The 19067-nt window shown below is 71.0% G+C and carries 12 protein-coding genes and 2 pseudogenes; 8 read left to right on the plus strand and 6 right to left on the minus strand.

Annotated elements, in window-relative coordinates:
- Window positions 1-91 precede the first annotated feature (91 nt).
- Window positions 92-1300, plus strand: a complete 1209-nt coding sequence (locus ACSHXN_RS37675; protein ID WP_355137515.1) for a cytochrome P450 — start codon at window positions 92-94, stop codon at window positions 1298-1300.
- 13 nt (window positions 1301-1313) lie between these two features.
- The gene (locus ACSHXN_RS37680) at window positions 1314-1544 is read left to right on the plus strand and encodes a ferredoxin (RefSeq protein WP_252125051.1); all 231 of its coding nucleotides are present in this window, start codon (window positions 1314-1316) and stop codon (window positions 1542-1544) included.
- Window positions 1545-1707: 163 nt separating this feature from the next.
- Here ACSHXN_RS37680 and ACSHXN_RS37685 read toward each other — a convergent pair.
- Window positions 1708-1872, minus strand: a pseudogene (locus ACSHXN_RS37685) (CapA family protein); the annotation flags it as partial.
- Between the two features lie 60 nt (window positions 1873-1932).
- Entirely contained in the window at window positions 1933-2487 is a 555-nt protein-coding gene (locus ACSHXN_RS37690; protein WP_355137517.1) for a TetR/AcrR family transcriptional regulator, read from the minus strand.
- A gap of 119 nt (window positions 2488-2606) precedes the next feature.
- Between ACSHXN_RS37690 and ACSHXN_RS37695 the strand changes: the two genes are divergently transcribed.
- The 3 genes from ACSHXN_RS37695 to ACSHXN_RS37705 all read left to right on the plus strand — a co-directional run bounded on the left by ACSHXN_RS37695 (window position 2607) and on the right by ACSHXN_RS37705 (window position 6806).
- A complete protein-coding gene (locus ACSHXN_RS37695) occupies window positions 2607-3140 on the plus strand; it encodes a flavoprotein (RefSeq protein WP_355137519.1) in 534 nt (177 codons plus the stop codon).
- 78 nt (window positions 3141-3218) lie between these two features.
- Complete coding sequence (locus tag ACSHXN_RS37700) at window positions 3219-4106, plus strand: alpha/beta fold hydrolase (protein ID WP_355137521.1); 888 nt, start codon at window positions 3219-3221, stop codon at window positions 4104-4106.
- Between the two features lie 759 nt (window positions 4107-4865).
- Window positions 4866-6806 (plus strand): ricin-type beta-trefoil lectin domain protein, encoded by a 1941-nt coding sequence (locus ACSHXN_RS37705; protein WP_438305443.1) that lies wholly within the window; start codon window positions 4866-4868, stop codon window positions 6804-6806.
- Window positions 6807-6827: 21 nt separating this feature from the next.
- Here ACSHXN_RS37705 and ACSHXN_RS37710 read toward each other — a convergent pair whose 3' ends face one another.
- Window positions 6828-9230 carry a SpoIIE family protein phosphatase gene (locus ACSHXN_RS37710; RefSeq protein WP_438305445.1) on the minus strand — a complete coding sequence of 801 codons (2403 nt, stop codon included), beginning with the start codon at window positions 9228-9230 and terminating at the stop codon, window positions 6828-6830.
- A gap of 211 nt (window positions 9231-9441) precedes the next feature.
- Between ACSHXN_RS37710 and ACSHXN_RS37715 the strand changes: the two genes are divergently transcribed.
- Window positions 9442-12534, plus strand: a complete 3093-nt coding sequence (locus tag ACSHXN_RS37715; RefSeq protein WP_438305447.1) for a glycoside hydrolase family 2 TIM barrel-domain containing protein — start codon at window positions 9442-9444, stop codon at window positions 12532-12534.
- On the opposite strand, the gene qcrB is transcribed toward ACSHXN_RS37715, so the two are convergent.
- The gene (gene qcrB, locus ACSHXN_RS37720) at window positions 12445-13992 is read right to left on the minus strand and encodes a cytochrome bc1 complex cytochrome b subunit (RefSeq protein WP_438305452.1); all 1548 of its coding nucleotides are present in this window, start codon (window positions 13990-13992) and stop codon (window positions 12445-12447) included. The genes ACSHXN_RS37715 and qcrB overlap by 90 nt on opposite strands.
- On the minus strand, window positions 13989-14945 hold the full coding sequence (gene sigJ, locus ACSHXN_RS37725; protein ID WP_356294394.1) for an RNA polymerase sigma factor SigJ: 957 nt from the start codon (window positions 14943-14945) through the stop codon (window positions 13989-13991). The genes qcrB and sigJ overlap by 4 nt, the downstream gene beginning before the upstream one ends.
- A 343-nt stretch (window positions 14946-15288) precedes the next feature.
- Between sigJ and ACSHXN_RS37730 the strand changes: the two are divergent.
- Window positions 15289-15474 (plus strand): annotated as a pseudogene (locus ACSHXN_RS37730) (toxin Doc); the annotation flags it as partial.
- Window positions 15475-16041: 567 nt separating this feature from the next.
- Entirely contained in the window at window positions 16042-17649 is a 1608-nt protein-coding gene (locus ACSHXN_RS37735; protein WP_438305455.1) for an RICIN domain-containing protein, read from the plus strand.
- 375 nt (window positions 17650-18024) lie between these two features.
- Here the strand turns inward: ACSHXN_RS37735 and ACSHXN_RS37740 are convergent, their stop codons facing one another.
- Entirely contained in the window at window positions 18025-19047 is a 1023-nt protein-coding gene (locus ACSHXN_RS37740) for a LacI family DNA-binding transcriptional regulator (RefSeq protein ID WP_355137535.1), read from the minus strand.
- Window positions 19048-19067: the final 20 nt, after the last annotated feature.

Consider the following 19067-nt stretch of genomic DNA (forward strand, 5'->3'; position numbering starts at 1 on the left):
GGCATTCGACCGAACTTCGGGTGGCCCTGTAGATGCCTTGGGCATCTAATGGAGCTCGGCAAGAGGTGAAACTTCGCGTGCGAGGTCATTCATGATGAAACCCGCTACAACCGCGTCAGAACCGGTCACGTTCCCCCAGGACCGCACCTGCCCCTACCACCCGCCGACCGCCTACGATCCGTTGCGCGAGGGAAGGCCCCTGAGCCGGGTCACCCTGTACGACGGGCGGGACGTGTGGGTGGTCACCGGGCACGCGGCCGCCCGTCAGCTGCTCGCCGACCCCCGGCTGTCCTCCGACCGGACCCGCGTCGCGTTCCCGATGACCAACGAGCGCTTCGCCCGTTCCCGCGACCGCAGGCTCACGCTGCTCGGCGTCGACGACCCGGAGCACCACGACCAGCGCCGCATGCTGGTGCCCAGCTTCACCGTCAAGAGGGTCACCGCGATGCGCCCACGCATCCAGGAAACGGTCGACCGGCTGCTGTCGGCCATGGTGGCCGCAGGACCTCCGGCCGAGCTGGTGCGCGCGTTCGCGCTGCCCCTGCCGTCGATGGTGATCTGTGACCTGCTCGGCGTCCCCTACGCCGACCACGAGTTCTTCGAGGAGCAGTCCCGCCGTGTGCTGCGCGGCCCGTCCGCGGCCGACACCCAGGACGCCCGCGACCGGCTCGACGGGTATCTCGGGGACCTGATCGACAAGAAGCGCGCGGAGCCGGGGGACGGACTGCTGGACGAGCTGATCCAGGAGCAGCTGCGCGACGGCGCGCTGGACCGGGCCCAGCTGGTCTCCCTGGCCACGCTGCTGCTGGTCGCCGGGCACGAGACGACCGCCAACATGATCTCCCTCGGCACGTTCACCCTGCTCCGCCATCCGGAGCAGCTCGCGGAACTGCGTGCCGAGCCGGAGCTGATCTCGGGTGCGGTGGAGGAACTGCTGCGCTTCCTGTCCATCGCCGACGGGCTGCTGCGGGTGGCCACCGAGGACATCGAGTTCGCGGGTGCGACCATCCGGGCAGACGAGGGCGTGCTCTTCTCCACGTCCGTCATCAACCGGGACACCGCGGCGTTCGCCCAGCCGGACACCCTGGACTGGCACCGCCCGGCCCGCCACCACATCGCCTTCGGGTTCGGGATCCACCAGTGCCTCGGCCAGAACCTGGCCCGGGCCGAGCTGGAGATCGCCCTGCACGCCCTTTTCGAAAGGCTGCCCGGCCTGCGGCTGGCGGCCCCGGCGGAGGAGATCCCCTTCAAACCCGGCGACACGATCCAGGGGATGCTGGAACTCCCCGTGACCTGGTAAGAGGCTGGACTCCATGACCGGCGACATCTCCATCACCATCGACAGGGACGTCTGCATCGGTGCGGGCCAGTGTGCCCTCGCCGCGCCCGGCGTCTTCACCCAGGACGACGACGGCTACAGCGAACTGCTGCCAGGCAAGGAGGACGGCGGCGGTGACCCGCTGGTGCGGGAGGCCGCGCGCGCCTGCCCGGTGAGCGCCATCACCGTCACCGAGAAGGGGGCCGAGACCTCTCCCGCACACTGAGCCGAGCACACTCACGCGTCGAGGACGGCCGGGGAGAGCCGCCGCAGCCGTACGGGATCACCGATCGCCTCGTACGAGGCGACGCTGCCGTCCTCGACCGTGACCGCCCGCGAGGGTTCGCGGCGGCCCGGGACCGGGTGACCGAGCTGGCGGCCCGCCAGTTTGGTAGCGCCACGCCCCAGGGCCGTCGGAAGGGGGCCGGTCGGGGAATGTGCCCGTTCGCCTCCTCGGCCAGGCCGACATGGGCCCGGGCGTCGTGTACGTACGACTCCCGCAGCGCCGGATCTCCGGGGTGCGGAAGGATCTGGTCGACGCCCCGGCCGGGCATCACGTCACCGGGCACCTCCCCAAGCTGAGACTGCGCAGGGCGCGGTGCGCCGGTGCCGCTCTACCGGTGGGCCTCCAGCAGGAGACCGGCCGCCAGGCCCGCCTGCGCGGCGGGTTCCGCGGTGCCCTCTATGCCGGCGGTCACCATGGCACCCTCGGCCAGCAGATACAGCTGACCGCCCAGCGGCACGGGGAGTCCCGCGTCGGCCACCAGGCCGGCCAGATAGGTCCTGAACGCCTGTTTGTGGGCCCGCACCTGGGCGAGTACCCGTGGGGACGTGGCACCCAGTTCCCCGTACGAGTTGATCCACGCGCAGCCGCGGAAGTCGGGCTCCAGGAACCACAGCCGAAGCCAGTCGAACACCGACAGGATCCGCTCTCGGGGGTCCGTGCAACGGTCCACATGGGCGGCCAGTCGCTGCCGCCAGACCACATCGCGCCGCTCCAGATAGGCCTCGACCAGTTGCTCCTTGGCCGGGAACAGCTGGTACAGCCGCTTCAGCGACAACCCCGACGCGCTGCGGATGTCGTCCATCCCGACGCTGTGTATGCCGCGGCCGTAGAACAGCTTCTCCGCGGCGTCCAGGGCGCGGTCCCGGGCGACTTCGCTGTCCATGTACGAGCCCTCCTGGGCGCCCTCGGGGAGAACCGGCGTTCTCTACCGTAGCAGTCATACCGGACCCGAGGTCGTTCAGGGCCCGGCGGCTGGGGTCCGGCACCCCCTAGAGTGCTCGGGTGACCGAAGTCGCTTCGAAGCCCTTTCTGTACGTCGTCGTCTGCGCCTCGGGCATCGCCGAGGACATCAGCAAACTGATCACCGCCGCACAGGAGCGGGACTGGGAGGTCGGCGTCGTCGCCACCCCCCTCGCGCTCCGCTTCTTCGACACCGGCACGGTCGAGACACTGACGGGCCGGCCGATCCGGTCTGCCTGGCGCACCCCGGGCGAAGCCCGGCCGTTCCCGGCCCCGGACGCGATCGTCGTCGCTCCGGCCACCTTCAACACGGTCAACAAGTGGGCCGCCGGCCTGGCGGACACCCTCGCGCTGGGCACCTTGTGCGAGGCGTACGGCCTCGGCGTCCCGATCGCGGCGCTGCCCTGTGTGAGCGAGGCGCTCGCGGCCCATCCCGCCTACCGCGCCAGCCTCGAACGGCTGGGCGGCATGGGGGTCAGGTTCGGCGAGCCCTATGCCGGGGGCACGGACAAGAAAGGCGGGCGCCCGGACTTCGGATGGGAGCGCGCCTTCGATCTGCTCACGCCGGTGAGGTGACTCGCGGGGCCGCAGCGCCGAAGGACCTGCCGCCCTGTATGTCCCGTCTGTCCGGACTGGACGCTCTAATGTCGTTCCATGACCGGAGACCGTATCGAGCTGGCCGTCCAGGATCACGGGGGCAAGGGTCCGCCGCTGCTGCTCCTGCACGGCGCCGGACGCACGCTCACCGACTGGGCCGCCGTCGCGCCTCTGCTGCTGTCGCGCCACCGCGTGCTGGCCGTCGATCTGCGCGGCCACGGCCGCTCCCCGTCCGGACCGTGGCGTCTGCCCGCGGTGCTGGGGGACCTCGAGCGGGCACTGGCGGCACACGGGATCTCCGAAGCCCTCCCCGTGGGGCACTCGCTGGGCGGCGTGCTCGCCGTGCTCTACGCACTGCAGCACCCGGAGGTGACGCCCGGGGCCGTGAACCTCGACGGATTCGGCTGGGGACGCCCCGACCAGTACGTGGGTCTTGATCCGGACTACGTCCTGCGGCACCTCGGCCTGGTCCGGGCACTGACCGCCGAGGGACTGGGCAGAGAGCTGTCCGCGGACGGGCTGAAGGAGCTTCTGGCCGAGCAGCGTGCGATGTCCGACCGGCTGGGCGTGCCGTACGAACTGCTGGAGGCGGGCGTGCTGCGCTCCGTACACGAACGCGAGGACGGGATTCTGGAGGTACGGCCCGGCCGGGGCGAGGTCGTGCAGATGCTCGCGGAGATCGACACCCTCGACCTCTTCGCCCTGTTCCGCGCGATGCCCACTCGACTGCTGCTGGTCCGCGCCCAGCGGGTGGAGCCGGCCGTGTCCGGCCTGGGCTGGTTCGAACCGATGATGGCCGCCTATGCCAAGGGGCTGGCACGGGACCTCGGTGCGCTGGCCGAGGAGCGGCGCCGGGTGACCGTGGCCTGTGTCGACGCCACGCACGCCATGCTGCTGGAGAACCCCAGGGCGGTCGCGGAGACCGTCCTCGGCTTCACCGCCTGAGCGGCTTCACCGCGGCTCCACGGTCGTGACCTCCGAGCCGCGCGGCCCGCGCCCTCGTTTCTCGGGGCGCGACGGGTGTGCCGTCCTTCGGGGCGGTCCGGTGGAAGCGGCCGTTGCGCAGGATGCCTGCCCGCGGGCCCCGAGCGGCTTGAAGGGGAACTTGCTCTGTGCGGTCGGCACCTCCTCGCCGAGGAGCGCCTCGAGAATCTCGCGCAGTTCCGGGTCGTGCCTGGTGACCGTCGGACGCTTCGGGCAGCGCCCGGAGCGCGACGCCAACCGACCGCAGAGCGCGGGCAGTTGGCCGTTCACCTGAATGACCGGAGGACGCGGGGCGGTCCTCCGGGGCGGTACCCGTGTGCCGGCCGGGCCCGGCGACCCCGTGGTGCCGGACCGGCCACCGAGGCGTCGGCAGGCGAATTTCCGGGAGCAACCGGCCGGACGGTCCCGGAATTCCGGGCACCGGTTCCTGTTTGACTGACTTTTTGTCAATCAGGTGTCGGGGGAGAGGGGAAAGGGAAACCGAGGGGGTCCCTTGTTGGCGCTCGGCGATCTGTGAAAAGGTGTCACCGTCGGCGCGCGGACCTCGACCTTTTTTCCCGCTGCGCATACCGGTGTTGTCGTTCACCGCCCCCTTCGAGGCAACCGTGCGGGGCGGGTGCTCGAATTGCCGGAGACCTCATGGGCACTTCCCGCGTGGGCGGTCGGGCCGTGCCTGTTCAGGTCTGTACCGAAGAACTTCCGCGTGGGCTTTGGAGGATCGTGGACGCGCAAGTGGGGGTCCAGCAGAATTCCCCCGGCCCCGTTCCTTCGTACGGCCCGACCGACGAACAGCTTGCCGCCGAACTGAAGAAGTCCGCCGGGAAGAGACCCGTACATCAACCGGTCGGTGAACTGCTCGACCGGCACTGGGAGTCCGCCTACGTCTACGCCCGGCTGTGCACGGACGGCGCCCATCCCGCCGGAATGCTCACCACGGCGGCGTTCACCCGGCTGTTCGAGGATTCCGCGGGCCAGGGCGGGCCCACGGCCGCATGGCGGCCCCAACTGCTCGTGACGGTACGGCGACTGGCCGGCCAATGGGACACCGACCACCGCCGCACGCTCCTCCACCCGGACCTGCGCTCCCGGCCCGGCAGCGCCGAGCGCGCCGCGCTGCGCCTGCTCCCGTCCGAGAACCGGCGGCTCGTGTCCCGCGCCTTCCAGCGGCTTCCCGAGCCCGCGCGCTGTCTGCTGTGGCACGTCGAGGTCGAGTGCGAGGAACCGGCCCTGCCCGCTGCCCTGTTGGGGATCGACCCTCTCGACGCCATGATGAGGCTCGAGCGGGCGCGTGAGGCGCTGCGCGAGGTCTGTCTGGACATCCACCGTGAGTCCGCCCCCGACGAGGGCTGCCGCCGCTACGCCCGACTGCTGGACGTCTCCCTGCGCCGGAACGGCACGCCTCTCGATCCCGATCTGCGGCTGCACATGGACGGCTGCGCGCACTGCCACAACGCGGCCGAGCAACTGGACGGCTTCCACAAGCGGCTTGCGGTCCTGCTCGCCGAAGGTGTGCTGGGCTGGGGTGCGCAGGCGTACCTGGACGCCAAGAGCGCTCAAGCCCGGGCGGCGACGGCGTCCGCACCCGGGCCCGTGGGGGGAGAGCCGCTGATCGACCCCGCCCACGCGACCTCGTCCCCCGAGCCCCCCGCACCCGCCGTCGTGGCACCCGGCGCCCCTGGCGGCGGACTGCGGCGCTTCTCCGGCGCCGCTTCGGCCGTTCTGCGCGCCCGTTCCTCCGCCGCCCACAAGGCCTCCCGCCCCTTGCCGCACCGCCGGCAGATCGCGCTCGCCGTGGCCGCTGTCAGCGCGCTCGTCCTCATACCGCTGGCCGTGTGGTCCGGCTCGAGAGCGGACGGGCGGGCCGCGACGGGCGCGGGCGCACCTTCCGGCGACCCGGGAGCCGCGCCGCAAGGCGCCTCCGCTTCGCCCTCGTGGGTCGGTGCCGCCGCCGATGTGCCCACGGGTGCCTTCACGGGCCGGCTCCGTCACCAGGACAGCGGCCTGTGCATCGGCCTCGACCAGCAGGGAGCGGTTGTCGGCGCGGAGGCCGTACTCGTCTCCTGCACCTCGCCCGCGGCCCAGCAGTGGTCGTACGAGGCCGACGGCCTGCTGCGCAGCGCGACCGACCCCGGCCTGTGTCTGGACTCGCACCTCGGCTATGCGGTCCAACTCGCCGCGTGCGCGGACGAGTCGCAGCCCGAGGCGAAGAACGTGCGGTACGACATCACCCTCCAGGGCGCCATCGTGCCGCGCTGGGACCAGGGCCTCGCCCTGGCCCCAGCGGCGCCCACGGCCGACGCGGGGATCGTGGCCAAGGCGCGTGCGGAGGACGGCACCCAGCGATGGGCGGCCGACACCCCGAACGCGCAGCAGATGCAGTCGCTCGACCCGGCGGCCTCCGGTGCGGCGAGCGGTGACCCCTTCGCTGCTCCCTCCGACGTGATCGGGGAGCCGACCGCCCCACCCGGGTCCCCCGCGGGGGCGGATCCGTCCTCCGCCCCGGGACGGGACACGTGCCCCGCCGGGGACTGTGCGCCGGGCGACCAGGGTGACCAAGGCGACCAGGGTGACCAAGGCGACCAGGGTGACCAGGGCGGTCACGGGGGGTGGGGCGACCACGACGGTCGGGGATCGCACCGGGACCGGGGCGGTCACCACTGACGCCGCCCGCGTCCCGCGACGTCACTCCTCGAGCAGGTTCAGCTCCGCCCAGATCGTCTTGCCCTCCGCGGTGTGGCGGCTGCCCCAGCGCTGGGTGAGCTGGGCGACCAGGAGCAGACCGCGGCCGCCCTCGTCGTAGGTCCTGGCCCGGCGCAGATGCGGGGCGGTGTGGCTGCCGTCGGAAACCTCGCAGATCAGCGTGGCGGTGTCGTGGATCAGCCGGAGCCGGATGGGCTGTTCGCCGTACCGGACGGCGTTGGTGACCAGCTCGCTGACCACCAGCTCGGCCGTGAACAGGGCCTCGCTCAGCCCCCATGCCGCGAGCCTGCCGACCACCTCCTTGCGGATCGCCGCGATGCGTGACGGCTGGGAGGGCACCGACCAGGTCGCGACCCGTGCGGCGGGCAGCTCCCGGGTACGGGCGACCAGCAGCGCCACATCGTCGGCCGTCCCGTCGACGGGGAGCAGGGCGCGCAGGATCCGGTCGCAGGCGTCGTCCAGCGAGTCCGCGGCCGACGCGGCGCCCTGGTCCGCGGGGACCCCGGCGAGCGCCCCGTACAGCAGCAGGCGCCCGGCGTCGACGTCATGGTCGCGGGTCTCGATCAGCCCGTCGGTGTACAGGCCGAGCACGGTGCCCTCGGGCAGCACGATCTCGGCCGACTCGAACGGCTGCCCGCCGAGGCCCAGCGGGGGGCCGCCGGGCAGCTTGATGTCCCGGGGCGGCTGTCCCGGCGCCATCATCACCGGCGAGGGGTGGCCGGCACGTGCGAGCGTGCACCGGCGTGAGACCGGGTCGTACACCGCATACAGGCAGGTGGCGCCCACTTCGCCGGTCGTGCTGTCCTGTCCCGCCTCCTTGGAGAGCTGTACGACGAGGTCGTCGAGGTGGGTGAGCAGCTCGTCCGGCGCCAGGTCGATGTCGGCGAGGGTGCGCACCGCGGTGCGCAGCCGCCCCATCGTCGCCGATGCCTGGATGCCGTGGCCGACGACGTCGCCCACGACCATCGCGACCCGCATCCCGGACAGCGGGATCAGATCGAACCAGTCGCCCCCCACTCCGGCGCGTGCGGCCGGCAGATAGCGGGAGGCCGCCTCCAGCGCGGCGGTCCGCGGCAGGGTGCGCGGCAGCAGGCTGCGCTGAAGGGCGAGCGCCGTTCTGCGTTCGCGTGAGAAGCGGCGGGCGTTGTCGATGCAGACGGCGGCCCGGGCCGTGATCTCCTCGGCGAGGAGCACGTCGTCGGGGGTGAAGGGGTCCAGGCGCCGGTAGCGGGTGAGCACGGCCACGCCGAGCGTCCCGCCACGGGCCAGGACCGGCACCGACATGGTCGAGTGCACGCCGAACTCGCGCACCCACCGGCGACGGGCCGGGTCCCAGTCGAGCCACGTGGTGAGCATGGTGGCCGCGTCGGCCACGACCGTCGTCCGGCGGGCCATCAGTGACTCCGTCTGCGGCGCGCCCTCGGGGTAGAGTCCGATCCCGCCCGGCTCGACCAGCACCTCGGGGGAGCCCGGGTTGACGGACTGGTGGGCGGCCCTGCGCAGCGCGATCGGTGCGGTGAGCGAACTCGGATAGGTCTCGGACCCGTCGGTGGGCGGATCCAGCAGATCCACGGCTACGAAGTCCGCGAGAGCCGGCACACAGACGTCGGCGAGCTCCTGAGCCGTGCGGGTCACGTCGAGTGTGGTGCCGATGCGCACGCTCGCCTCGTTGACCAGCTGGAGTCGCTCCCGCGCGAGGTAGTGCTCGGTGAAGTCGTGCGAGGCGATGCACACACCGAGCACCCGGCCGTCACCGTCCGTCAGAGGGGCGTACCGCACCAGCCAGGCGTGCGCGCTTTCCTCGCCGCTCGAGCGCAGGTAGGTCTGCACATCGCGTCCCTGCCCGCTCTCCAGGACGTCCCGCGCATGGTTTTCCAGGGCCTCGATCTCGGGCGTGGGACTGACCTCGGAGATCCGAAGACCGCGGATGCGCTCCGAGGGCAACCCGATCACACCGGCCATCGCCTCGTTGACGTCGCACAGCCGCAGGTCGTGGTCACAGACCGCGATGGCACAGGGCAGGTACGTCATCGCGCTCCGGACCAGCGCGTCCTGCGTGGGACGTGCCCCGTGGTCCAGCGGTGCGACCACGAGCCAGCCGCCGCCGCGCTCGGGCGGGCGGTGATTGGCGAGCAGCCACACCGAAAGGCTGCGGCCGTCCCGATGCCGCAGCTCGACCGTGCCGCTCCACCGGACTCCGCCCGGCGGGTGCGGCGGCACGGGACTTCCCGGGACGAGCAGCTCGGCGGCCGGACGGCCCACGGGCTCGTCCTGCGTATAGCCAAGCAGCCGGCGGGCGTGCTCGTTCCACTGAGCCAGGATGCCGTTGTCGTCGACGACTGCCCGAGCCGTGGCCGCCTCGCCTGAGGGATGGACCGGGCTCATCGACCCCACTCCCTTGAGCGACTCCCAGTGACCAAGCGCATCACTCGTGTTTCCAGCGTAGTGCGTGGCCGGATTTAGTACCGAGCGGATGTGACCCGCGCGCCAGAAGTGTGGGGACGGACCCTTGACGCACGACTGTGCCCCACCGTCAGAATCTGTTTGGTCACGATCAGTTGTGAGTACTTCTGGGCCCTGATGAGGGAGAGCCGCCATGACGGTCACTCGCAGATCGATATTGATCGCCGGTACGGCAGCCCCGGCAGCCGGCGCACTTCTCGGAGCCGCCGTCGAGGAGGCCGCGGCAGCCACGGGCACACCCGGGCGCCGGATCGTCGCGCTGCGCGACGGCTGGCGGTTCGCGCTGGTGGACCCGGGCGGTGTCACCGACCCGACGGGCGCCTACGCGGACGCCGCCGCCCCCGGCTACGACGACGCGGGGTGGCGCCGGGTCGCCGTGCCGCACGACTGGAGCATCGAGCAGACACCCACCACGGAACACGGCACCACCAGCGGCACGGGCTTCTTCCCCGGCGGCCTCGGCTGGTACCGCATCGCCTTCACCCTGCCGCCCGGCTCGGCCGGCAAGCGGATCTCGGTCGAGTTCGACGGCGTCTACATGGACTCGTACGTCTACTGCAACGGCACCGAGGTCGGCAGGCACCCCTACGGCTACACGGGCTTCGCCCTCGACCTGACCGATCTGGTGCACACCGACGGCAAAACCGAGAACGTCATCGCGGTCAAGGTCCAGAACCAGCTCCCCAGCAGCCGCTGGTACTCGGGCAGCGGCATCTACCGCGAGGCCCGTCTTGTGATCACCGAGCCCGTGCACGTCGCACGCTGGGGCACCTACGTCACGACGCCGGAGATCACCGCGTCGCGGGCGCTCGTACGCGTGCGGACCTCGGTGGTCAACGACTCGGGCGCGGCCAAGGAGGTGGAGGTCCGATCGAGGATCACGGACCCCGACGGCCGTACCGTCGCCCATACGTCGTCCACGGTGTCCGTCACCGACACGACGACCGAGACCCATGAACTGACCGTCCCGGAGCCCCGGTTGTGGGACTTCTCGACCCCACGGCGCTACACGCTGGAGACCGAGCTGCGGGTGGGCCGGACGAGCACGGACACCTACCGCACCACCTTCGGCATCCGCTCCTACCGCTTCGACCCCGACGAGGGTTTCCACCTCAACGGTGCCCACGCCAAGATCAAGGGTGTCGATCTCCACCACGACCTGGGCGCCCTCGGCGCCGCGATCAGCATCGACGCCGTACGCCGGCAGATGACCATCATGAAGTCGATGGGTGTCAACGCCTTCCGCACCTCGCACAACCCGCCCTCACCGGAGATGATCCAGGTCTGCGAGGAGCTGGGCATCGTCATGATGGTGGAGGCCTTCGACTGCTGGCACACCGGCAAGACGACCTACGACTACCACCGGTTCTTCGACGACTGGTGCGAGAGGGACGCCACCGAGATGGTGCTGGCGGCCCGCAACTCCCCGGCCGTGGTGCTGTGGTCGATCGGCAACGAGGTCCCCGATTCCACCTCCACCGCCGGGCTCGCCATGGCCGACCGGATCATCACCGCCATCAGGGCGGCGGACGACACCCGGCCCCTTGTCATCGGCTCGGACAAATACCGGAACCTTCCGGCCAAGGGCTCGGCAGCCGACCTGATGCTCGCCAAGCTCGACGGGCTCGGCCTGAACTACAACACCGCCAGGTCGGTGGACGCACTGCACGCCGCCTACCCGCACCTGTTCCTCTTCGAGTCGGAGTCGTCGTCGGAGACCTCGACCCGGGGTGCCTACCAGGAGCCCGAGCATCTCAACACCGGCGAGAACCACACGCCCGGCAGACGCGCGACCTCCTCCTACGACAACAACCTCGCCTCCTGGACGATGAGCGGTGAGTACGGGCACAAGAAGGACCGGGACCGCAAGTGGTTCGCCGGCCAGTTCCTGTGGTCGGGCATCGACTACATCGGAGAGCCCACGCCGTACAACGTCTTCCCGGTCAAGGCCTCCTTCTTCGGTGCCGTCGACACGGCCGGATTCCCCAAGGACATGTACCACCTGTTCCGCAGCCAGTGGACGAGCGAGCCCATGGTCCATCTGGTGCCGATGAGCTGGAACCACGAGGAGGGCGACACCGTCGAGGTGTGGGCGTACGCGAACGTCGACACCGTCGAACTGTTCCTGGACGGAAAGTCCCTGGGGACGCGGACGTTCGACACCAAGACGACCACGGACGGGCGTACGTACCTGGAGACCACCGAGGAGACCGGCGACGACAAGACGTTCACGAGCGGCCCGCACCCCGGCAGCTACACAAGTCCCAACGGCAGTGCGGGCAAGCTTCACCTCACCTGGAAAGTGCCTTACAGGCCCGGTGAGTTGAAGGCCGTGGGGCGGCGCAAGGGCAAGGTCGTCGCCACCGACGTCCTGCGAACCGCTGGCGCCGCGCACGCCCTTCGTCTCACGCCCGATCGTTCCTCGCTCGCCGCCGACGGCCGCTCGCTCCTCTTTGTGACCGCCGAGGTCGTCGATGCCCATGGCGTGGTGGTGCCCGACGCGCAGCATCTGATGAGCTTCCAGGTCACCGGCGGATCCCTCGCGGGCCTCGACAACGGACAGGAAGAAAGCGCCGAGCGGTACCAGGCGAGCACCCGAACCGCCTTCCACGGCAAGGCACTCGCCATCGTGCGGTCCGGCACCGAGGAGGGCCGGCTGAAGGTGACGGCCCGCGCGGACGGGCTGCGCACGGCCACCACCACCGTACGCACCACCCGCGCCTCTTCGAGGGCGACCACCCCGGCGCCCGTGTTCGAGCCCGACCATCCGGCGGCCCCCACCTACCCCCTGGCGGACGCCGGTTACTCGGGCCGCCCCGACACGCTGCCCGCCGCCATGCTCGACGGCAACCCGGCCACCGGCTGGTCCAACGCCTTCGCCAAGTCGGCCACCGCCCTGCTGCCCGCGTTCAACGGTGCCCGGGCGAAGGACTGGGTGTCGGTGGACTGGGGCCGGACACGGCGCTTCGACCGCGTCGAGGTGTCCTTCACGCTCGACGCGACCCACGGCCTTCCCGCCTCGGCCGAGGTGTCGGTCTGGGACGGCAGGCGGTACACACCCGTCGAGGACGCGGTCGTGGACTGGGCCACGACGTCCGACTCGCCCACCGTGATCACCTTCGACGCGGTCCGCGGCTCACGCGTCCGTCTCCTCCTGACCAGCGCCCACCCGGGTGCCGCCGACGGCGCGCTGCGCATCAGCAGGCTGGAGGTGCCCGTCGGCTGACGCGCCGTCACGCCGGTGTGCGGTGAGCGTGTACCGCCGGGCCGGGGAGAGCGGCTGCCGTATCTCGACGTACTCGCCGTGCGGCAGCCGCTTGACGATGCCCGTCTCGCGTCCGTGCTCCACCAGCTCGCGGTCCTTGGCCTGGAGCCCCAGACAGATACGCCGGGTCACGACGAGGACGAGGACCGGAACGACCAGTACCGCGATCCTGATGGTCCATGTCAGCGCATTGATGGACAGATGCAGATGCGTGGCCAGGATGTCGTTGCCGCCCCCCGCGAGAAGGATCAGATAGATGCTGAGCCATGCCGCGCCGAGTGCCGTGCGCAGGGGCCGGTTGCGCGGCCGGTCCAGCAGATGGTGTTCGCGTGTGTCCTTGGAGACCCATGCCTCCACGAACGGGTAGACCCCGATGAGGACCAGCAGCAGGGGGAACACCACCACCGGGATCAGCACGCCGAGGATCAGCGTGTGTCCGCCCACGGTGATCTCCCAGCCGGGCATGATGCGGACCAGTCCCTCGGCGAAGCCCAGATACCAGTCCGGCTGGGCCCCCGTGGACACCTGGTCGGCGCGGAAGGGCCCGTAGGCCCAGACCGGATTGACCGTGGCCACTGCGGAGACGAGCGCGATCACCCCGAAGACCAGGAAGAAGAAGCCGCCCGCCTTCGCCAGGTAGACCGGGAAGAAGGGGGCTCCCACGACGTTGCGTTCCGTCTTCCCCGGCCCCGCGAACTGCGTGTGCTTGTGGTAGACGACGAGCAGCACGTGGGTGACGACGAGTGCCGCCATGATCCCGGGGACGAGCAGCACATGGAGGGAGTAGAAGCGGGAGACGATGTCGTGGCCGGGGAACTGCCCGCCGAAGACGAACATCGACAGATACGTGCCCACGATCGGCACCGACAGCAGGGCGCCGTTCACGAACCGCAGTCCGGATCCCGACAGCGCGTCGTCCGGGAGGGAGTAGCCGAACAGCCCCTCGAAGATGCCGAGGACGAGCAGCAGCCAGCCGAACAGCCAGTTCACCTCGCGCGGCTTGCGGAACGAGCCGGTGAAGAAGTGGCGCATCATGTGCGTCAGCATCGCCGCCACGAAGATCAGTGCGGCCCAGTGGTGGATCTGCCGGATCAGCAGCCCGCCGCGCACGTCGAAGCTGATGTGGAGCGTCGAGGCGTACGCGTCGGACATGCGGATGCCGTTCAGCGGTACGTAACCGCCGTGGTACGTCACCTCGGTGGTCGAGGGGTGGAAGAAGAGCGTGAGGTAGATGCCGGTGAGCACCAGCACCACGAAGCTGTAGAGGCATATCTCGCCGAGCAGGAACGACCAGTGGTCGGGGAAGACCTTGCGCAGGTACTTCCGGCCCAGCGAGTGGATGCCGAGCCGTCCGTCGAACCAGTCCGCGACGCGCTGCCCGGACGAGGCGGGTGCGGACCGTCGCCCGTTTGCCGTCATGCCGACACCTCCTCGGCCGCGGTCCCCGCGTCCCGTCGAACGTGCGTGAGCTTGTCGGGGTTGGTGACGATGAAGACATCAGAGATCTGTTCGCCGTCGGGCGTCAGATCCATGACCATCACCGCGTAGGGTGCGTCGCCGTCGAACACCACCGCGGAGTCGTCGCCGTTGACCCGGCGGTAGCGGATGTCGAGGCCGGCCCCGCGCCGGGTGGCATACCCCGCCAGCAGACGTGCGGCCTTGTCGCGGCCGCGCACGGGCCGCAGGCCGGCCGCCGCCTTACCGCCGCCGTCCGCCCATACGGTGACGTCCGGTGCCAGGATCTCCATCAGCGCGGCGATGTCCCCGCCGAGCGAGGCCCGGACGAACCGCTCGGTCGCCTCCTGACGCACTCGTGGATGCGCCCGGTAGCGCGGGCGTCGGGCGTGGACGTGTGCTCGGGCGCGGTGCGCGAGCTGGCGAACGGCGGCGGGACTGCGGTCCAGAACGTCCGCGATCTCCGTATGGGCGTACCCGAACGCCTCGTGAAGGACGAACACCGCCCGTTCCAAGGGGGTCAGGGACTCCAGCACCACGAGCAGCGCGAGCGAAACCGACTCCGAGCGCACCGCACGCTCGGCCGAATCGTCGGGTGCCGCCTCGTCGAGCAGGGGCTCGGGGAGCCAGGGGCCCACATAGGTCTCGCGGCGGCGGGCGATGGCGGCGCGTCGCGCCAAGGCGTGGTTGACCGCGATGCGCACCAGGTAGGCGCGCGGGTTGTCGATGCGGTCGGCTTGGGCGTGGGCCGTGCGACCGGTCCACGACAGCCAGGTGTCCTGAAGGACGTCCTCGGTGTCGGCGACACTGCCGAGCATGTTGTAGACGATCGCGAAGACCAGTTCGCGATGGTCGACGAACACCTGGGTCGCGGTGGCGGCCTGGTCGCCTGCCGGGTGGTCGGTCCTTTCGGGCATGTCGGTCCTCCCTGGGGTGCGCTCCTCCAGTGCGACTCCCGGAAGGGGGGAGAATGTGACACGACACGGTCCGACGTGACGCAGATCTCACTCGCCGGAACGCTCCGCGGCCCTGGTGCCGGGCGGCGTCCGCAGCCGCGGCGCCTTCTAGAGGAGCGGGGGAGACAGTGGCGGTCCCGCTTTCGACCCGCCCTGATCCAGGTGGTATTCGTGAGCAATTGCCCTGGCGGTGGTGTGGGGACAGGCCGGCCGCCAGCATGGAGTTCGGCGAACGGGAACCGGCGGACTGCGGCAGATCGCCAGGGAACGCGGTACTTCGACGAAGGCTCTGGTGCGGGAGGCCGCCGCCGTCGCCCGCCGCCGTGTGGATCCGCCCCGACTCGGAGTCGACTTCGACCCGGCCCGGCGCGCCGCCGTGGCGGCGTACATGGTCGTCAGTGGCGTCGGCGTCGACCCGCCGTACGGCGCGTCGGCGGATCCCACCCGTGACCTCGTCTCCGGCAGGACCGACGTCCATGGCGCCGCGGACGGCCGAGGTCCTGGCCGACATGACCTGACGGCGGTCCGGGTCTGCTCGGCCCCGCCCTCGGGGTCGAACCCGCGGAGTCGCCTTTCCGCGCGGTCCCCGACGAGGATGCCCTTCCCGCGGGAGGCCGGTGGCGCAGGCAGGATGTGCGTGAGCGGCACCGGGGCGCGCGGGCCGCACACGCGGTGCGGGAAATATCGAATGCCGGTGCGAGCGGCCGCAGTTGACGTGGTGTCCAATTGAATTTCCCTAGGGTGCCGATGTTGTCCAAGTGCCTTGTTGGTCGTGAGTGACGTGTGCAAGGGTGAGCCTCCCCAGGCATGGGCAATGGCCGGGTCCGAACCGCTGCTCTTCAATTCGGATCGTCGGCGGGCTCAAAAGGCTCACGCTCCGACGGTCGTCGCGCAGCCCTCGCACGCGGCCCCTTCCCGCGCCAGCCAAAAAGGTCCGCACCAATCCCGCTCCGTTTTGGCGACCGCAGAACTCCGTGTGCCACCTTGCGCCTTGGAAGGAAACCGCTCAGTGCACACCCCCCACCCGCCGCGTCCGCTACATCCTCCCCGTCCCGGCATGCCGCCCGGGGAGTCCGACGAGACCCTGGCCACCCGGCTCAGAGGCCGTCCCGTGGGCGAGGACACCCAGCCCGTCGCGCTGCTGATGGCGCGGCACTGGCAGGCGGCGCACGACTACGCGGCCATCTGCCTCGCCTCCACGGCGGATGTCGCCTCGATGGTCACCGCCACCGCCTTCCACCGCATACTCGGCCAGCTCCAACGCTCCGGCTCCGCGGCCGCGCTGCGTCCCCAACTCCTCGTGGCGGTACGGGACACCGTCCGGGAATGGTCGGCGCAGGACCGGATATCCGGCGCGGTGCCCGCGTTGAGAAAACCCGCGGGGGGCCGTGGGATGCGCACCGCGAAGTCGCTGACACGCGAAAATCGAGCCCTCGCCGAACGCTCTTTCCAATCGTTGCCCCAACTCGCCCGGTGTCTGTTGTGGCACGCGGAGGTCGAGGCCGAGCACATTTCCGTTCCAGCCGTCCTGCTGGGCATGGACTCGGAGAGTGCGGCTGCCGCACTGGAGCAGGCGCGCGAGCAATTCCGGGCGGCCTGTGTGCGCTCGCACCGTGAGCTCGCTCCCACCGACGAATGCCGCTATCACAACCGGTTGCTCGACGTGCCCATGCGCCGCGGCAGCGCCCTGCTTCCGGAGGTGCAACAGCACGTTCTGGAGTGCCGCTTCTGTCGTTCCGCCGCCGAGCAACTGAGCCATTTCGAAGGCGGACTCGGCGGACTTCTCGCCGAGGCGGTCCTCGGCTGGGGCGCACACCGCTACCTCGACTCGCGTCCCGGACGCGCCTCGTCCTTTCCCCGCGGTGGCGGCGGTTCCGGCCTCGGCGGAAGACGCGCGGGCGCCGGCGGGCGGCACCGGCTGCTGCCGGGGGTCCCCGCGCGGGTCGGCCGCGGCATCCTGGCCGGGGAGCCCCAGACCCGGGCGCTGCTGACCGGTGCGGGCATCGCCGCGGCGGTCGCGATCGCCACGCTGCTGGCCGGCGGCATCTGGTCGGACGACGGCGGTGCCGACCCCGTGGCCACCAGCGCGAGCGGCGGGCTCGCACCCGGTGCGGACCAGGACACACCGCCTGCCGTGCCCTCGCCGCCCGACTCGGCCGGTCTGTCCACACAGCCGCAGCAGACCAGGCTGCGTTATGCCGCGGGCGACCTCTGTCTCGACATTCGCGGCACGGTGAAGTCAGGCGCGAACGCCCGGCTCGCGGCTTGCTCCTCGGCATGGACCCAGCAGTGGTCCTACGAGAGCGACGGCCTTCTGCGCAGCGTCGCCGACCTGGGGTTGTGCCTGGACTCCCACGCCACCGACGGGGTCGTCGCGCTGGCCCGGTGCGACACGGACGAGGCGCGCGCGAACGACGTCCGCTACGACCTCACCGTCCGGGGCGAACTGCTGCCGCGTTGGAGCGAGGACCTCGCCGTCACCCCCGCGGACGCCGATCCGAACGCCGACGTCGTCGTCAGGAACCGGGACGGCTCGGGCATCCAGCAGTGGGCGACCGACCGGCAGCCGGCGCAGTCCCCGTCCCTGTCGATCGCCGGCACGGGCGGACCGCCGGCCGCGCCGGACCCTCGGCTGCCGTCCCGGGCGCAGGGCCGCGGTCTCTGAGCACCGCCGGGTGAGCGGGCGGCGCCGGCCGCGTCGGCCCTGAGCCGGCCGGTGGGCGTCACGCCCCGGGTGTGGCCGCCGTCAGCCGAACGGCGCCGGCGGAGGGCGTGTGACCAGGGCCGAAAGTTTCGCCACGTTTGCGGTGCTCTGCCGTACCGGTCGATGGGACGCGCGTGTGCCGCGGGGAACGGGACGTGCCGATACGGCCGTTGCGTCCCAGGGCGGTCGGCCGGTGTCCACGCACGGCGTGGTCCGGCGGGCTCCGCCGTGCCAGGCCGAAGTCCGCTATGGGCAAGGACAGTTGACGAGGATCAAGGGGCGGCGGCCCGCTGCCGGAACGGGCCGTAGCTGCCACGCGGCACCCGCGCGGAGCACTCAGCTGCTCTTCGGGGGAGCGGTGCTCTGCCGCACCACCAGGTGGGTCGCGAGCTCGATGCGCAGTGCGGACTTGCCCGCATCGTGCGGGCGCAGCAGCATCCGGGCCGCCTCCTCGGCCATCTGCCGCAACGGCTGGTGGACCGTGGTCAGGGAGGGGCTCGACCACTGCGCGAGCGGTACGTCGTCGTAGCCGACCACGGACAGATCGTCCGGCACACTCAGACCCTTCAGCCGTGCCGCCTCCAGCACGCCGAGCGCCTGCAGGTCGCTGCCGGCGAAGATGGCGGTCGGCCGGTCCGGGCGCTCGAGCAGGTCCATGGCCTGTTCGAAGCCGCCCTGCACATGGAAGTCACCGAAGCGCACCAGGGCCGGGTCGGGCTCCAGGCCCGCCATCGTCATGGCCGAGCGATAGCCGTCCAGCCGCGCGAGGGAGCACATCATGTCCTCCGGGCCGGTGATGATGGCGATGCGCTCGTGCTGGAAGTCGGTGAGGTGCCGTGTGGCCGCCAGACCGCCGGCCCAGTTGGCGGAGCCGACGGAGGGCACGTCCGGATCGGGGTCGCCCGCCGGATCGACGATGACGAACGGGATCGCCCGCGACCGCAGTTGCTTCTTCACCTTGTCCGGCAGCGCGGAGAAGACCAGGACCACGCCCAGGGGCCGGCGGCGCAGCACCCCTTCGATCCAGTCGGCTCCGGGCGCGTGCCGCGTGCCGCTCTCCGTGAGTACGACGCTCGCCTTGTTCTGCTTGGCGACGTTCTCCACGCCTCGGATGAGTTCCATGGCCCAGACGCTCTCCAGCTCGTGGAAGACGAGCTCGATGAGCGGGGCCTGGGGCGGGGCCTGGGACCGGCGACGGTAACCGTGCATGTCGAGGAGCTGTTCGACCTTGGTGCGGGTCGCCTCGGAGACATCGGAGCGGCCGTTGAGGACTTTCGAAACCGTCGACAGCGACACACCGGCTTGCTCGGCCACCTCGGCCAGGGTCACTCGGCCGTCCACCTCGTCGTTATCGCGCATGTCCGAAGGATAGGCCACGA

It is taken from the genome of Streptomyces sp. HUAS TT11 (assembly GCF_051553595.1).
In the GTDB taxonomy this organism is placed as follows: domain Bacteria; phylum Actinomycetota; class Actinomycetes; order Streptomycetales; family Streptomycetaceae; genus Streptomyces.

What these genes read in the sequence shown, in the direction of transcription:
- ACSHXN_RS37715 (WP_438305447.1), top strand. Translation starts at nt 9,442, where the DNA reads ATGACGGTCACTCGCAGATCGATATTGATCGCCGGTACGGCAGCCCCG.
- ACSHXN_RS37680 (WP_252125051.1), top strand. Translation starts at nt 1,314, where the DNA reads ATGACCGGCGACATCTCCATCACCATCGACAGGGACGTCTGCATCGGT.
- ACSHXN_RS37710 (WP_438305445.1), bottom strand. Translation starts at nt 9,230, where the DNA reads ATGAGCCCGGTCCATCCCTCAGGCGAGGCGGCCACGGCTCGGGCAGTC.
- ACSHXN_RS37675 (WP_355137515.1), top strand. Translation starts at nt 92, where the DNA reads ATGATGAAACCCGCTACAACCGCGTCAGAACCGGTCACGTTCCCCCAG.
- ACSHXN_RS37700 (WP_355137521.1), top strand. Translation starts at nt 3,219, where the DNA reads ATGACCGGAGACCGTATCGAGCTGGCCGTCCAGGATCACGGGGGCAAG.
- ACSHXN_RS37690 (WP_355137517.1), bottom strand. Translation starts at nt 2,487, where the DNA reads ATGGACAGCGAAGTCGCCCGGGACCGCGCCCTGGACGCCGCGGAGAAG.
- ACSHXN_RS37735 (WP_438305455.1), top strand. Translation starts at nt 16,042, where the DNA reads ATGCCGCCCGGGGAGTCCGACGAGACCCTGGCCACCCGGCTCAGAGGC.
- ACSHXN_RS37740 (WP_355137535.1), bottom strand. Translation starts at nt 19,047, where the DNA reads ATGCGCGATAACGACGAGGTGGACGGCCGAGTGACCCTGGCCGAGGTG.
- qcrB (WP_438305452.1), bottom strand. Translation starts at nt 13,992, where the DNA reads ATGACGGCAAACGGGCGACGGTCCGCACCCGCCTCGTCCGGGCAGCGC.
- sigJ (WP_356294394.1), bottom strand. Translation starts at nt 14,945, where the DNA reads ATGCCCGAAAGGACCGACCACCCGGCAGGCGACCAGGCCGCCACCGCG.